The organism is Gallintestinimicrobium sp. (genome assembly GCF_046968865.1).
Classification (GTDB): Bacteria; Bacillota; Clostridia; order Lachnospirales; family Lachnospiraceae; genus Gallintestinimicrobium; species Gallintestinimicrobium propionicum.
Window position 1 is genome coordinate 268,426 of the sequence record NZ_JBKVPW010000001.1, and the last position, 14,316, is coordinate 282,741.

A 14,316-nucleotide genomic window follows, 5' to 3' on the forward strand; every position below is an offset into this window, starting at 1 on the left:
TTTTACAGGAAGATCTCGCAGTCATCCTCTACCTTTTTGCAGTTTTTGTATACATCCTGCATAACGGCCTTTACATCTGCACCCTCTTCAAATTCCACGGACATTTTCAGGGTCATGAAGTTTACCGTTGCGTCCTTAACGCCTGCAGTCTTCTTTGCAGCGTCTTCCATTTTGTTTGCACAGTTTGCGCAGTCAACGTCGATTTTGTAAGTTTTTTTCATGATAAAATCCTCTCTTTTCCTGTCTTGCAGCATCTATGGGTGCTTCTGTTCCCCATTGCTTTTTCTTTCATATGAACAATTATTCATATGTTTGATTTCATTATAGCACTCTTTTCGATTCTGTCAACAAAAATGTTAGGATCCTATGTTTAATTTCTCCAGGGTTCTTTCCCTTCCTTCTCTACTTCAATCTGGCACAGCTTCATTGCCGCCAGCGCAGTATCATGAGAAGCAGGCGTCACGCAGGCACACGCTGCCGCATCAACGATCACATCTGCCTCAGGAAATGCAGCCTTACACAAAATCGCGTTGGAGAGCACACAGATTCCGGTGCAAAGTCCGACCAGCTCGATCTGCAGGTTCGAATCCGCAACGATTTTCTCGTCCGAGCGCAGTTTCTCAATCAACTCCATGGAGCCAAAGGTGGGCTTTTGAATTTTTCTCGCTGCATCCACCTGTTTTTCTTTCAACGCCTGCTCTACTGCCGGGCACAGGCAATGTCCATTCGTTCCCTCGATGCAATGTGCAACCGGAAGATGCAGTCCTTCTTTTGTCTGCAGATACTGTTCCGGATGCGTGTCCTGTGTCACGTAGATCTGTTCTGCCGGGGTTTCTTTGATTTTGCAGACGACGTTTTCCACAATCGCCTGAGCCTCCTTTGTTCCAAGGCTCCCTGTAACAAAATCGTTCTGCATGTCTACTACAATCAAAAGCTTCATAAAATCCTCCATTTTTTCATATAATAAATTTCTTCTTCTATTTTTTGAACCGCTTCGCCAAAAGTTCTTTATTCAACACAATATCATTTTCCCAATTATCCAGAAGAAGCCTTCAAGTCATTACACTCAAAGGCTTCTTATTCCCAATAACATTTTCCTATGCTGGCATAGGCTCCTTGTCGGCAATAATTTTTTTCACTGCTTCTAGATCTTTATCTGTAGCTGCCGCTATCTGTTCTGCAGTAAAACCGTTTTTATACATTTTGACAATAAGTCCAGCCTCTCCAATTGCAATTCCTTTTTCTTCAATTCCCTGACTCAAGTTACACATAACGCTCACATCCTTTCTGAAATTTTCCTCAATAGGGATATCATATTCATTTCCTATGATATTTAATTTTTCATCCACTGTAAGATCCTGTGACAACAATGCTCCCAATAGTCTGTGCAACTCATATGTTTCATCATGCTCAGGCAGTTTCTTTGCTAATCCAATCATAATAATATTCAGCAGATCAAGATTTCCTTTCCATTCATAGGAACCTATTAAATCTTCTTTTGTGAGATGTACATAGCTCATGGTGTTTTCCTTCATATTCATGCATATCCAAATGGAATACACCCGTTTAATATCATCATAGCTAGAATTTTCAAAATCGCGTTCTTTTTGCGAAGAAATCAGTCTGCTCACATAAAAGATTGCTCTGTTTAAAATTTCATATCCATTCGGTTCATCTTTTTGTGCCTCCACATTTATAATAATCTGTGATAAACCATCTTTCATACGTACATAAAAGACAATATCAAATCTTATCAGTCCTTCATTAACTTCTCCATTTTCCGTGTTAAACCCAACCAGCCGTTCTCCATTTTTCTCACTGACTGCATTTGTAAGACCAGGTTCCACCGGCACAGTACCAATATGAGGTGTTCCCTCAATACTGTCCACCACTTTCTTAGGGTCCATACCCTTAAATTCATCAACAGTCTTCACCAGTATATGTGCCAATATACTCTTTTGTCCTAACAAGCGCTTCGCACTCGTATCATATTCTGCTTTAGAATCTGTTGCTTTTATTGCATTTTTTAATTCTGCATTCACCGGTATCCCTCCCTTGGATGGATGTTTCATAAATTTCTTCAGTCATCCCCCAAAAGGCATCAGACCATATCTATATTATAACTTACTCATTTCCTTTATACAATTCATTTCCATATTAAAAAACACCCTTCTGCATGTTTCCATACAAAAGGGTGTCTCTTTCATTTCCTTTATCCGATGTGTTTTCCACATGAGGACTGATCAAATGCCTGAAAAAACACATCCTGCCAAAACTGTCTGGGTATAATTACTCAGCAACAGTCTCGGTAGCTGTCTCAGTTGCAGCTTCTTCTGTAGCTGCTTCTGTGGTAGCTTCTTCAGTTGTAGCTTCTTCTGTGGTAGCTTCCTCAGTTGTAGCTTCTACAGTGGTCTCTTCTACAGTAGACTCAACTGCTACTGTGCTCTCTTCTGCAACGGTTGTGGTCTCAACAGTTGTCTCTGTAGCTGCTGCGCTGCCGCAAGCTACCATGGATGCTGTCATAACTACTGCTGCTAAAACTGCTACTAAATTCTTTTTCATAATAATGTCTCCTCCTAAATCAAAACCAGGCATTTAAAAAATGCCGTTTCCTTAATACGAATGTGAGGATACCACCTTTCCTTTTGTTTGTAAATAGTTTTTTTCTAATTTTAAAACATTTTATGAATTTTATAAGGTTTTGTTCACAATTTGTACATATTTCGACTTTTTCTTCCTTTTTACGCCGATTTTGCATTTGTAAATCCGAAAAAATCCTGTATCATATAGGATGCTAGGGTCAAAAAGTCAAAAAAGCCGACGCAAGCTTGCTTACAGAAGGCGTTTTGACTTCTTGACCCGTCAAGATAGGAGCATAAAAGTGGGATGCTAATCCCACGATATGCGACTATCAGGCTGGATAGGATCATTAACAACCGCACAAAGAAATGCAGCATTTCCTTCCCGGGAAATCCTGCAAAATGGAGAAGCAATTCATGAAATCATCCAATTACCTGTTAGAATGCTGCGTCGATTCCGCATATTCTGCCCGTATGGCCAAAAAAGGAGGTGCAGACCGCCTCGAGCTTTGCTCTAATCTTGTCATCGGCGGTACGACGCCCACCCTCGCCCTTTATGAACAGATCAGAAAACAGACCGGCATCCGCATCCATGTTCTGATCCGCCCCCGCTTCGGCGATTTCCTGTACTCGGAGGATGAGACAGCCCTCATCTGTAAAGAAATCGATGCGTTTCGGGCAGCCGGAGCCGACGGCGTTGTAATCGGAAGTCTTTCTCCGGACGGTTCCCTGTGTACCGAACAGATGAAACGTTTCCGCGAACATGCCCGGGATATGTCCGTCACACTGCATCGTGCCTTTGATATGTGCCGCGATCCCTTTGCAGCCCTTGAGGAAGCGATTTCCTTGGATATTCAGACCATTCTGACCTCCGGTCAGGCTCCCGACTGTCTGCACGGCGTCGATCTGCTCAATAAACTCCATCAGGCAGCTGACGGCAGAATCCATCTCCTTGCAGGTGCAGGCGTCTCTGCCAAAACGGTTCCTGCTCTCCTTGAAAAAACGTCCCTGACCCAATTCCATATGTCCGGCAAGACCATTAAAAACAGTGAGATGGTCTACCGCAACCCGGAGGTTTTTATGGGAATTCCCGGTATGAGCGAATATGAGATCTGGCAGACTGATCCGGAAGCTGTCGCAGCTGTGCGCACGATGCTCGACCGCGCGGCAGATGAAGAAGCGTAAATGCGCAAGAATGCGAGCTGCTGTGTAAGGGAGATGCCGACATGCGGCACAGCGCAATGCCGATCACTGATTTGAAAAAGAATGTGCCTTGGCACATTCTCGCGCCGAGGCGCGGCTGCTTCGGCAATCATCTACCCTTGCGCCGTGTGCGCATCCTCGTAAAGCATTTATTATCGTATGAAAACGAAGTTTCCTATCCGATAACAATAGAATGCACGCTCTGTGAGCATTCTATTGTCATGAAAAAAAGACGTTCCCGAACAGATTTGTTTCGGGAACGTCTTTTCTTTTCGACTATTATCTCTCACATTTCCAGAAGTAAGCACTATATCCCGGCAGCTCACTTCCGCCGCCAAAATCATGCTCCTGTCCGGTGATCAGATCCACCGCACGACCACAGCCTGCATCGAAGTGGGCTGTATAGGGATGCTCCTCTGCATTGATCGCAACCAAAACCCGTTCTCCATCTACGGCGCGTTCAAAAATGCACTGGCGGTTCGTCAGCACAACACTGCGGAATGCGCCATAATTGAGGGCATTGGAGTGTTTTTTAGCTTCTGCAAGCTTTGCGATCCACTCTGTCAGCCCGTTTGTCTGAGGCCCATCGAAGCATGCACGCAGTGCAGGATCTCCCTGGCTTTTCTCTCCCTTTGCGCCCCATTCACTTCCATAATAAACGCAGGGGATTCCGGGCATACCAAACATCAGCGCATAAATAAGCGGCAGATGTTTTTCATTGGTAAGGATGCTTGCCACTCGCGTCACATCATGGTTGTCCACAAAGCTAAGCAGATGCTTTCCTTTATAAAGGGTCCAGTTTTCCGGGCCGAACTGGCGCAGCAGAGAGTGGACAATTTCAAACATATTCATACTGTTGAAGCTGGAATACAGTCCCTTATAGCATTCATAGTTGGTGGCAGAATGCAGCATGGAATCATTCATCAACCGGTTGTAATCCCCATGCAGCATTTCTCCGACGAGAAAGAAATCCGGCTTTAAGCTGTCGCAGAAGCTTCTCAGACGGCGGACGAAATTTTCGTCCAGACAATAAGCGACATCCAGCCGCAGACCGTCAATGTCAAACTCGTCAACCCAGCCTCTTACGCTTTCCAGAAGATACTGGACAACCTCCTCGTTCTGTAAATTCAACTTGACAAGATCGTAATTGCCTTCCCAGCCCTCGTACCACAGACCGTCATTGTAATTGGAGTTGCCGCCAAGATTGATATGAAACCAGTTTAAATAGGGGGAATTTTCCCTGTTTTTCAAAACATCCTGAAATGCCCAGAAGCCGCGTCCTGCATGATTGAACACGCCATCCAGCACAACCCGGATGCCTTCGCTGTGAAGCTTATCGCAAACCTGCTTAAAGTCTTCATTCGAACCGAGGCGGCAATCGATTTTACGATAGTCCCTTGTATTGTACCCATGGGTATCCGATTCAAAGACCGGTGAAAAATAAATCGCATTTGCCCCCAGCTTTTTGATATGATCTGTCCAGTCCAGCACCTTCAAAATCCGATGTGTCTCCACCCCGTCATTTTCAAACGGTGCTCCGACAAAACCAAGGGGATAAATCTGATAAAATACACTTTCATATGCCCACATAGTAAATTCCTCTTTCCTGCCAGTATGTTTGCTGACCTGTCTATTTTACCATTTTCCTCCGGACTGCTCAATATCAGAATCCTGCACTTTTCCAATAGAATCAATCAATCCCTGATGTTTTTAAAAAATGATTCGTTAATATGACATCGATCCCCATATCAAAGAAGGCTTTTGCTTCTTCTGCATCATCCGACCAAAATAAATTACAGATCATCCCCTTTGCATGAGCCTTGTCGATCATGCTCCGGGTCAGAAATAATTTGCAGAATTGTACCCGGCTGCACTGATACCGAATGGCATTTTCCACAATGCTGTAATTCATATGTCCCTCCAGACAGCATCTTTTGATATCCGGCGCCATTTTTAATGCCGTTTCCAAAACATCCTTCTCCCCGGTAATATAAACCATGTCTCTGCATTGGTATTTATCCAGCAGCTGCAGGATTTTTTGAAAGGTATTCTCATCATAAGCCGGAATTTCTCTGTCTTCCAGATCCTTCAGCACCATCGGCTCCGGCTCCCTAAGAGGCATCGGCAGCGGCTTATTTTCTGTATATATTTCCATCAGCTCCTGTCCTCTTCCCTCCATGATCCGATTTTTAAGAACCGAAGCGCCAATGGATTTGATATGAATATTCATAACTACCTTACCGGCAAACTGCCGCAGCACCTCTTCAAATAAAGGAATACGTACTCCTTCATATTCCGAATGAAATTTCTTTCCTGCATCCAGGTTTTTCATCTGTTCCCATGTCATATCACAGATTGTGCCTTTGCCGTCTGTCGTCCTGTCTACCGACGGATCATGACACACTGCCAGCTGTCCATCCGCCGTCGGCCATAAATCAAATTCTATCTCATCCGCTCCTAATGCCACCGCAGCCGCAAATGCCGGCAGTGTATTTTCCGGCGCAACGGCATTAAATCCTCTGTGTGAGCAAAATTTTCTTTTTGACATTTTATCCATTTCCTTTCTTTTTTCAGGAAGCATTTTTTAATTTAGGATCCAATCTATCTCTCAGCCAGTCTCCGATCAGGGAAATATCTAAGATCAGTACCACTATGATAATACTGGGCAGTACCGCCAGCCACCAATGCGTCAGCATATAATCTCTGCCCAGACTGACCATCACGCCAAGAGATGTGCCGGGAGGCTCTATTCCAAGTCCCAAAAAAGACAAGGTGCTTTCGAGCAAAATAAATCCCCCCAGCTCCATGGTAGTCTGCACGATCAGGGGCGATGCAATATTTACCAGAATATGCTCAAACACAATTTTTACTCCGCTTGCCCCCATAGAACGGCTCGCTTCGATAAACTTCGCATTTTTCAGCTGAAAAATCTGGCTTCTTACCAGACGGCAATAGGAAGACCATCCTGTGATTGCCATAACGAGAATTGTCGTAACCGGCTTTGCCCCCAGAATACAAGCAAAAATAATACCGATAAATGTGGTTGGTATAGATAAACGTACATCTGTAAAGAAAGACAATACCGCGTCTATCCATTTTCCGCCCAGTCCGGAAAGAATCCCCAATGCAGTTCCAGTTACCGTCGCAATGATCATGCCGGTAAAGGAAATCATGATGGTGGATCTTGTGGCATAAAGCAATCTGATCGCAACATCTCTGCCCAGATTATCCGTTCCAAATAAATAGGGGGATGTGGGATCCTTAAATTTTGGCATTTTTAATCTTTGTGTAAGATCACTTGCCCCCAGATCGATCGGTGCAATCACCGGTGCAAGCAGCGCCGTTATAACGATTACTGCCAGTGTCACCATTAAAAAAATTATCATCGGTGGAATGATCCATCTTTTTCTACCGAGCTTTCTGTTCCGCATACTTATCCTCATTTCTGTATTTTATCTGAAATCCTTTAATGATCGCGTATTCGCGGATCCAGCAAACCATAAGAAAGGTCTACCAAAAGATTCACAAATGTTACGGAAGCCGATATCACCAGAACGCCAAATACTACCACAGGAAAATCTCGCTGCTGTGCACTGGAAACAATTAAGGTTCCGATCCCGGGCCACGCGAATACCGTTTCCACAACAACAGATCCTCCGATCATAGCACTTAACTGTGCTCCCAAAATCGTAATGACCGGGATCAGCGCATTCCTGAGGCCATGCTTTAAAACCACCTTCCATTCCCGCATGCCCTTTGCTCTGGCACAATCCAAATGCTCCTGTCCGATCACATCCAGAAGCGAGCTGCGGGTAAGTCTTGCAACATTGGCAATGGGACCTACTGACAACGCGATTACCGGCATGAGAAAGTGCTGTGGAGTTCCGATACCGCCGCTTGGCAAAATTCTGAGTTTCAGAGAAAAAATAAAGATCAACAGGATTCCCAATATAAAATTAGGCAGAGTACTGCCTACCACCGCACTGCTCATGGTGATCCGGTCTAACAGGGTATTGTGCTTCACCGCTGCCAGAACTCCCAAGGGGATTCCGATCACAATGGTAAGTCCCAATACAATGCTTCCCAATGAAATTGTCGGAATCATACGCTCTGCGAAGAGATCGGAAACAGAACGTGCATAGTAATAGCTCATTCCGGTATCCCCCGTAAAGAGCCCGACAAATGATTTTATGTACTGCTGCCACAGCGGCATATCCAGTCCCAGATTTGTCCGCAGGATTTCTTTTGCAGAATCACTGGCTCCGGCCAATGTCAGCCATTCAATCGGATCTCCCGTTACTCTGGTAAGGAAAAAAACCAGAGTGTAAACTGCCCATATCGTCAGTACCGCCTTTCCTACACGCAATATAATATAACGTTTCATTGCTTTCCTCCATCCGTGTATAAATGACAGGCAACCTGATGTCCATCTGCCGTTTCTGCCATCTGCGGTCTGATCTCTTTACAAATAGCAAGTGCCTTTTTACAACGCGCGCAGAACGGACATCCAGAGGGCAAATCCATGGGACTGGGGATCTCTCCCTCCAGTACTTTGCATTGATCCTGTTCTCTGGGATCCGGTATCGGTACTGCCTGCATAAGGGCCTGGGTGTAGGGATGAAGCGGATGCTCAAACAGATCTTCTTTCTCCGCCAGTTCTACTGCCTGCCCGAGATACATTACAAGCACTCTGTCACTGATATGGCTTATAACGCTCATGTCATGTGAAACGAAAACATAGGTCAGCTTCTTTTTCTCCTGCAGATCCTTCAAAAGGTTTAATATCTGCGCCTGAATAGAAACATCCAACGCAGAAACTGGTTCGTCACACAATAAAAGCTGCGGATCCGTCACCAAAGCTCTGGCAATGGCAATCCTCTGTCTCTGTCCTCCTGAAAATTCATGGGGATATTTTTTCAGAGAGTCTCTGGATAATCCCACCTGCTCCAACAAAGGGAGGATTCTCGATTTCTTTTCCTCTGCACTCATCCGCTCATGGATCCGTAACGGCTCTTCCAGAATTCGCTGAATGCTCATGCGGGGATCCAGAGATGCATAGGGATCCTGAAATACCATCTGTATATTTTTTCTAACCAAAGGAGGCATATGTCTGTGTATTTTTTTGTCCCCGAACTGCACATAACCGCCAGTCGCTTCCTCCAACCCCATCAGCATGCGGATCAGGGTTGTTTTTCCACACCCTGATTCCCCGATGATCCCCAGTGTTTCGCCCTGATACAGGGTAAAGGAAACATGATTCACGGCATGTACCATTCCAATTTCTTTTGGAAGCAGTGCTCCTCTTTTTACCGGATATTCTTTACATAGATCAACGACTTCTAATATTTTCTCTTTCACAAGGCAACCCCTCCAGGCCCGCATTTTTCTTTTTCCTGCTGCTGCGGAGTATAGAAGCATTTGTATAAATGTCCGTTTTCCCCCTGCATACCCGGCTCTTTCTCATGGCATACCTCCTGTGCATAGCTGCAGCGGCTGCAAAACCGACAGTACTGTACCGGTACTTTCATCTTTGGAACCTGACCAGGGATTGTATACAGCTTTTCTTTTCTCTCTTTTATGCTGGGAATTGCTGCCAGAAGCCCTCTGGTGTAAGGGTGGCATGGATTTTCGAACAGTTCTGTACATTTTCCTTCTTCTACTACTGCACCGCCATACATTACCAGCATACGGTCACAGACAGCGGCCACTACTCCCATATTATGGGTTATCAGTATGACTGCTATTCCCAGCTGATCCCGCAGCTCCTTCAGCAGGGAAAGGATCTGGGCCTGGATCGTCACATCCAACGCCGTTGTCGGTTCGTCTGCGATCAGTACCTTCGGGTTACATGCCAATGCAATGGCGATCATAACTCTTTGCTGCATACCTCCGGACAATTCGTGAGGATATTGTTGGATCCTCACCTCCGGTGAAGGGATTTTTACCTGCTTTAACAAAAAAACAGCCTTTTCATAGGCTTCTTTTTTAGAGATTTTTTCATGTATGCGTATGATCTCTACGATCTGATCTCCTATCGTGTACACCGGATCCAATGCGGAGAGGGGATTCTGAAAGATCATGGAAATTTCTTTTCCTCTTATCCGGCAAAGCTCTTTTTCCTTCATCTGAAACAGATCCTTCCCCAGATAAATGGCCTGTCCGCCCTCCCTTTTGGAGGAAACAGGATCCAGCAATCCCATCAAGCTGCGCACAACCGTGCTTTTTCCACATCCGGATTCTCCTACGATTCCGACAATTTCACCAGGATAAATATCAAGATCCACTCCATCCACTGCCGGAATTACGTTTTGTCCCGAGTAGTAATAGCTTTTTAACCCTTTTATTTTCAGAATAGCTTCCAAATAACTATACTTCCTTTCAAAATCTGCTTCCCGGCAGATATCTGCCGGGAAGCAGTCCTGTCATTATTCTGCAACTTTCAGATCCCCTGCACGGAACGGCATGATCTGGTTTTCACAATATGTCATATCCCATTCCAGACCATCTCTGATACCATACAAATCTTCTGCCTGATACAAATAAGTGCCTGGGCAGTAGGTATCGAATACTTCCATCAGGGTTCTTGCTGCCTGCCGCTGTTCTTCCAGATCCTTGCTGTCGATCAGTGTATTTCCTGCTGCCACAAATTCCTCTGTAGGTGTCCAGCTTCCTGTTTCCGGGTTTGCCGGTCCGGATCCTGTTCCAAACAGGAGCCATAATGCACCAAGGGGATTATCAAACCGGGAAGCAGAGGACCATGCCCGGATGTCTGCACTGAAGGAGAATTTGTCTGTAAATACGACTTCTGCTTTTACGCCGATATCCGCAAGCATGCTGACAATGGCCTCACCTGCCTGATTGCCGTTTGTATAATAACCGTCCGCCATTTCGATGGAAATAACCTCTTCCCCGTCATATCCGGATTCTTTTACTAATTCACGAGCTTTTTCCGGATCATACTGTACACCGGGATAGTCCTCAATATATAAATCTCCATAGCTTTCAAACTGATGCCCATTCGGAACCTTTGCATATCCGGACCAAAGGGTATCTACCAGTGTCTGGCGGTCTATTGCCATCGTCAATGCCTGTCTGAATTTCTGATTTGACATAATGCTGTCTTCATTTCTGGTATTAAATGTGTATATATGGATATTTTTAATGGAGGTTCCCACCACGCTCACACCGGAGGTTCCATTGATCGTATCTACCGCATCAGAAGGCACATCATTGATAATATCTACTTCCCCTGTGATCAAAGCGGTCATACGGGCAGATGCTTCCGGATAAGAAATAAATTCTATACTCTTTGCAGCAGGCTTATCTCCCCAGAAGCCGTCGTAACGCTCCAACACATATTTTTCAGGAGAGTACTGTGTCAGCTTATACGGGCCGGTACCGATGGGAGCAGTCTGAAAGGCTTCATCTCCGATTTCTTCAATATAATCCTTCGGTACAATGCTTGCTCCCCAGATAGAGCCCAGTCTCTGTTCAAACGCAGCATCCGGTTTTTTCAGCTTGAACTGTACCGTAAGATCATCTATCTTTTCGACGGAATCCAGTGTTTCATATAATACTGCAATGGTTCCATCTCCATAGCCGCTTAAAATTCGATCAAATGTAAATTTCACATCCTCTGCATCACATACCTCGCCGTTCTGGAAGGTAACATTTTCCCGGATTTTTACATTTAATGTTGTATCATCCTGCCATTCCCAGCTATCTGCCAGCTGTCCGGTGATATTTCCTTCTTTATCCGTGAAAAGCAGGGTATCAAAAATATTATAAAAAAGCTTAATGCTGGCAATACCGATGGATCTGTCCGGATCTAACTGTGTCGGCAAAGCAGCAAGACCAATTTTCAAAACATCCAATTCTGTTTCTTTTGCTGCAGCTTCTGCTGTATCCTCCTGTGAAGACGCAGTCTGCTCAGCAGTCGTCTGAGTCGCCTCTTTCTTATTTGCGGTATTTGCAGCAGAGCCGCAGCCACCAAGCGTAAGCATCATTGCCATTACTCCGGCAATCAACCGAGTCCTTTTTTTCATACATTCTCCTTCTTGTTGTGTTTTCTATTCCCTTTCCTGCAGTTCTAAGTTTTGTGTGCACATCATCAAAAGAACTGTTAACATCTTATGTCTCTTTTCTATTTGTCACCATCAGGAATGCGTAAATCGTTTGTAAAAGTTCTGCATATAAAAAATGCAGGATTTCCTTTCCGGAAAATCCTGCAAATCAGAAAAGCATTTTATGAAATTATCCAATTTGGAAAACTGCCGCTCTGTACTTCTATTACTGTGCGTTACCCGGTTCCAATGCCAACCCAATCAATCGATCCGCCTGATCTGCCATGAATAGCGGAATGTTCAGCACATCATCGTCCAGCTTCGGATTTGACCTCCACTGGGAAGATGTCGTTCTCCCGCTGAATGAGGAAATCAACTTCGTAAGGCGGGTTGTTCTGACTCCAATAACGGGGCATGACTTCAAAAAATTTCTTATATTCTTCATTTCATCAAAGTTAAAGTAAGCTGTATTTTCATAACAGCGTCCGCCGAACTCTTTCAGAATCCAAGTCTTACCCACCTGACGTACACCCTTCAAGATTAAAGGCTTGCGGTAGGGAGAATTCTTCCAAGCCAGCAATTTTTTAAGACAAATCGTTCCATAGAATCGTTCCTCACATAACTGCAGTATGGATTCCCCCGATAAACAGATAGGGAATCGAGCACATCGCTCCGAATCCAAGACCGAACGCTTTCTTCCTTTCTATTCATCAAACATCATATATTTCATATAAAATTCCTGAAATTTCGCACTCGATCCAAGATTGATGGTCTTTGCCCGCTCTGCCAGCGCTGTTGCTTCTTTTTCCAGCCTGCGGTCATGCAGAATCCTTACCGCACCCGCCAGTGCCGCGTTTCCGCAGATTTTAATACGGGACAGGTCAATTTTGGGAAAAAGTCCGATTCTTTCTGCGCTTTTGGACGACATATAGGAGCCAAAGCCACCTGCCACATACAGGCCTTCCAACCCGGCAGCATCTATTTTTTCCTCCGCCAAAAGTGTCTCCATTCCTGCCCGGATCGCTCCCTTGGCAAGCTGAACCTCACGAATATCCTCTGCAGTCAGACCGACGTTTCCAGCAAAGCATACATCCTCTTCCAGATAACCTGTATCCTCCAGCAATCCGCTTTCCAGCAATCCTGCCACACCGTCGATCACGCCGCTGCCGCAGATGCCTTCTGCTGTAGAAGCCTCCCTGTCGCCAATCACATGTACCTTCCAGCTGCCGTTTTCCCAGTTTACATGGTCAATGGCACCTGCCACACCTCGCATGCCGCAGGAAAGCCCAGCGCCCTCAAAAGCCGGTCCCGCCGCTGTCGCGCAGCAAATCAGGCGTTCCTTATGAAACAGGACAATCTCTCCGTTCGTCCCCACATCCACCATCAGCCGGGATCTGCCGCTGCGCGCGGCTGAGACGCCATTCAATTCTCCGCAGCTGACATTCGTGTCAATTGCTGCCGCAGCTTCTTTGCGGCTGCCGTCCGCTCCGGGTATGCGGTTCGTTTCTGTAAGACCCGATCCAAGAATCGCTGTCGTAATATCCGCACCGACAAACGCAGACATGCAGCGCGGAAGATATACGTCTGCTTTCCGGCAGCTCAAATCCAGTGCTTCTCCTATCGTCCACCAGCCAAACAGCTCGTCCGCTTCAAACGGCGCCCTTGACAGGCATCTGGGATCCTTCTGCGTCAGGAAATACAGCATCGACGTATTTCCGGTAATGATAACTGTCTCAATGGCCTCTGCACTTTCTCCTGCGTGTTCTGCCAGCTCTGTAAGCAGGCACGACACTGCCTCCCGGACGATTGCCGCAAGTTTACCTGCTTTTCCCTCCAGAGAAGCTTCCATCCGGCTGATGACATCCGCTCCGAACACGGACTGCGGATTCCATGCACCCATCGTTCCGACAGCCCTGCCTTCCCGATAGAGGACGGCTGCAATTGTCGTTGTACCGATATCCACTGCCGCGCCGAGATGACGGTAGAGCCGCGCGCCGGGCGCAGCTTCTGCAGACGGCGCAGCGCTGGTGTGCTCTGACGGCTGCGCTGCACTGGCGCGCTCTGACGGCGGAGCAGGCGACATGCCGGCGGCGCAGGCAACTGACGGTGCAGACGGCGTGCTTACACAAATGGTCTCCTCCCCGTCTGCTTCCTGCCGCAGCGCATCGATTTTCCCGTCCGGCACTGCTTTCAGAAAACAGGCAAGCCGGATTCCCTGCGCAAGACGCTCGGCTCCAAGAAGTTTTTTTTCCGTCTCAGACGGCGCCGCAAAACCTCCCTCCGCATACACCATACATTTTCCACAGGCATGCCGTCCGCCACAGGGCATTTCCACTCCGTGTGATTTTTTCAGCAGACTGCTGACTGTTGTTCCGGGCTCTGTAAAAAAAGCCTCTTCATTGATCCAAAAACGGATTTTTTCGCAGTTATCTGTCATTTTTTATTCTGTCCTGTCAAACAGGCTCCGAACC

Annotated in this window: 14 protein-coding genes; 1 reads left to right on the forward strand and 13 read right to left on the reverse strand. The window is 46.1% G+C overall.

Annotation, left to right across the window (positions count from 1 at the left end):
• Positions 1–2 precede the first annotated feature (2 nt).
• The 4 genes from ACLTOQ_RS01090 to ACLTOQ_RS01105 all read right to left on the reverse strand — a co-directional run bounded on the left by ACLTOQ_RS01090 (position 3) and on the right by ACLTOQ_RS01105 (position 2,562).
• The gene (locus ACLTOQ_RS01090) at positions 3–221 is read right to left on the reverse strand and encodes a cation transporter (protein WP_412318459.1); all 219 of its coding nucleotides are present in this window, start codon (positions 219–221) and stop codon (positions 3–5) included.
• A gap of 149 nt (positions 222–370) precedes the next feature.
• Complete coding sequence (locus ACLTOQ_RS01095; RefSeq protein WP_337562996.1) at positions 371–940, reverse strand: cysteine hydrolase family protein; 570 nt, start codon at positions 938–940, stop codon at positions 371–373.
• 157 nt (positions 941–1,097) lie between these two features.
• On the reverse strand, positions 1,098–2,042 hold the full coding sequence (locus tag ACLTOQ_RS01100; protein WP_412279511.1) for a PD-(D/E)XK nuclease family transposase: 945 nt from the start codon (positions 2,040–2,042) through the stop codon (positions 1,098–1,100).
• Positions 2,043–2,289: 247 nt separating this feature from the next.
• Entirely contained in the window at positions 2,290–2,562 is a 273-nt protein-coding gene (locus ACLTOQ_RS01105; RefSeq protein WP_412318460.1) for a hypothetical protein, read from the reverse strand.
• Between the two features lie 434 nt (positions 2,563–2,996).
• Here ACLTOQ_RS01105 and ACLTOQ_RS01110 point away from each other — a divergent pair, with 434 nt between their 5' ends.
• Positions 2,997–3,764 carry a copper homeostasis protein CutC gene (locus tag ACLTOQ_RS01110; protein ID WP_412318461.1) on the forward strand — a complete coding sequence of 256 codons (768 nt, stop codon included), beginning with the start codon at positions 2,997–2,999 and terminating at the stop codon, positions 3,762–3,764.
• A 297-nt stretch (positions 3,765–4,061) separates the two neighbouring features.
• Here the strand turns inward: ACLTOQ_RS01110 and ACLTOQ_RS01115 are convergent, their stop codons facing one another.
• From ACLTOQ_RS01115 to ACLTOQ_RS01155, 9 genes are all read right to left on the reverse strand, one after another.
• Complete coding sequence (locus tag ACLTOQ_RS01115) at positions 4,062–5,372, reverse strand: alpha-amylase family glycosyl hydrolase (protein WP_412318462.1); 1,311 nt, start codon at positions 5,370–5,372, stop codon at positions 4,062–4,064.
• A gap of 100 nt (positions 5,373–5,472) precedes the next feature.
• The gene (locus ACLTOQ_RS01120) at positions 5,473–6,330 is read right to left on the reverse strand and encodes a glycerophosphodiester phosphodiesterase (RefSeq protein ID WP_262586364.1); all 858 of its coding nucleotides are present in this window, start codon (positions 6,328–6,330) and stop codon (positions 5,473–5,475) included.
• Positions 6,331–6,352: 22 nt separating this feature from the next.
• The gene (locus ACLTOQ_RS01125; RefSeq protein WP_337427082.1) at positions 6,353–7,168 is read right to left on the reverse strand and encodes an ABC transporter permease; all 816 of its coding nucleotides are present in this window, start codon (positions 7,166–7,168) and stop codon (positions 6,353–6,355) included.
• 80 nt (positions 7,169–7,248) lie between these two features.
• On the reverse strand, positions 7,249–8,166 hold the full coding sequence (locus ACLTOQ_RS01130) for an ABC transporter permease (protein ID WP_021914288.1): 918 nt from the start codon (positions 8,164–8,166) through the stop codon (positions 7,249–7,251).
• The gene (locus ACLTOQ_RS01135) at positions 8,163–9,140 is read right to left on the reverse strand and encodes an ABC transporter ATP-binding protein (protein ID WP_412318463.1); all 978 of its coding nucleotides are present in this window, start codon (positions 9,138–9,140) and stop codon (positions 8,163–8,165) included. The genes ACLTOQ_RS01130 and ACLTOQ_RS01135 overlap by 4 nt, the downstream gene beginning before the upstream one ends.
• Positions 9,137–10,144, reverse strand: coding sequence for an ABC transporter ATP-binding protein (locus ACLTOQ_RS01140; RefSeq protein WP_262586357.1), 1,008 nt, complete (start codon positions 10,142–10,144; stop codon positions 9,137–9,139). Before ACLTOQ_RS01140 ends, ACLTOQ_RS01135 begins: the two co-directional genes overlap by 4 nt.
• A 63-nt stretch (positions 10,145–10,207) precedes the next feature.
• Positions 10,208–11,827, reverse strand: a complete 1,620-nt coding sequence (locus ACLTOQ_RS01145; RefSeq protein WP_412318466.1) for an ABC transporter substrate-binding protein — start codon at positions 11,825–11,827, stop codon at positions 10,208–10,210.
• 326 nt (positions 11,828–12,153) lie between these two features.
• Entirely contained in the window at positions 12,154–12,261 is a 108-nt protein-coding gene (locus ACLTOQ_RS01150; protein ID WP_412318540.1) for a DUF4143 domain-containing protein, read from the reverse strand.
• A 287-nt stretch (positions 12,262–12,548) separates the two neighbouring features.
• Positions 12,549–14,282 (reverse strand): ASKHA domain-containing protein, encoded by a 1,734-nt coding sequence (locus tag ACLTOQ_RS01155; protein ID WP_412318467.1) that lies wholly within the window; start codon positions 14,280–14,282, stop codon positions 12,549–12,551.
• Between the last annotated feature and the right edge of the window lie 34 nt (positions 14,283–14,316).

Bases quoted from the DNA above. Each gene is read 5' to 3' on its own strand.
- ACLTOQ_RS01090 (WP_412318459.1), bottom strand. From the start codon at position 221: ATGAAAAAAACTTACAAAATCGACGTTGACTGCGCAAACTGTGCAAAC.
- ACLTOQ_RS01125 (WP_337427082.1), bottom strand. From the start codon at position 7,168: ATGATAATTTTTTTAATGGTGACACTGGCAGTAATCGTTATAACGGCG.
- ACLTOQ_RS01145 (WP_412318466.1), bottom strand. From the start codon at position 11,827: ATGAAAAAAAGGACTCGGTTGATTGCCGGAGTAATGGCAATGATGCTT.
- ACLTOQ_RS01155 (WP_412318467.1), bottom strand. From the start codon at position 14,282: ATGACAGATAACTGCGAAAAAATCCGTTTTTGGATCAATGAAGAGGCT.
- ACLTOQ_RS01150 (WP_412318540.1), bottom strand. From the start codon at position 12,261: ATGCCCCGTTATTGGAGTCAGAACAACCCGCCTTACGAAGTTGATTTC.
- ACLTOQ_RS01120 (WP_262586364.1), bottom strand. From the start codon at position 6,330: ATGTCAAAAAGAAAATTTTGCTCACACAGAGGATTTAATGCCGTTGCG.
- ACLTOQ_RS01095 (WP_337562996.1), bottom strand. From the start codon at position 940: ATGAAGCTTTTGATTGTAGTAGACATGCAGAACGATTTTGTTACAGGG.
- ACLTOQ_RS01115 (WP_412318462.1), bottom strand. From the start codon at position 5,372: ATGTGGGCATATGAAAGTGTATTTTATCAGATTTATCCCCTTGGTTTT.
- ACLTOQ_RS01130 (WP_021914288.1), bottom strand. From the start codon at position 8,166: ATGAAACGTTATATTATATTGCGTGTAGGAAAGGCGGTACTGACGATA.
- ACLTOQ_RS01110 (WP_412318461.1), top strand. From the start codon at position 2,997: ATGAAATCATCCAATTACCTGTTAGAATGCTGCGTCGATTCCGCATAT.
- ACLTOQ_RS01105 (WP_412318460.1), bottom strand. From the start codon at position 2,562: ATGAAAAAGAATTTAGTAGCAGTTTTAGCAGCAGTAGTTATGACAGCA.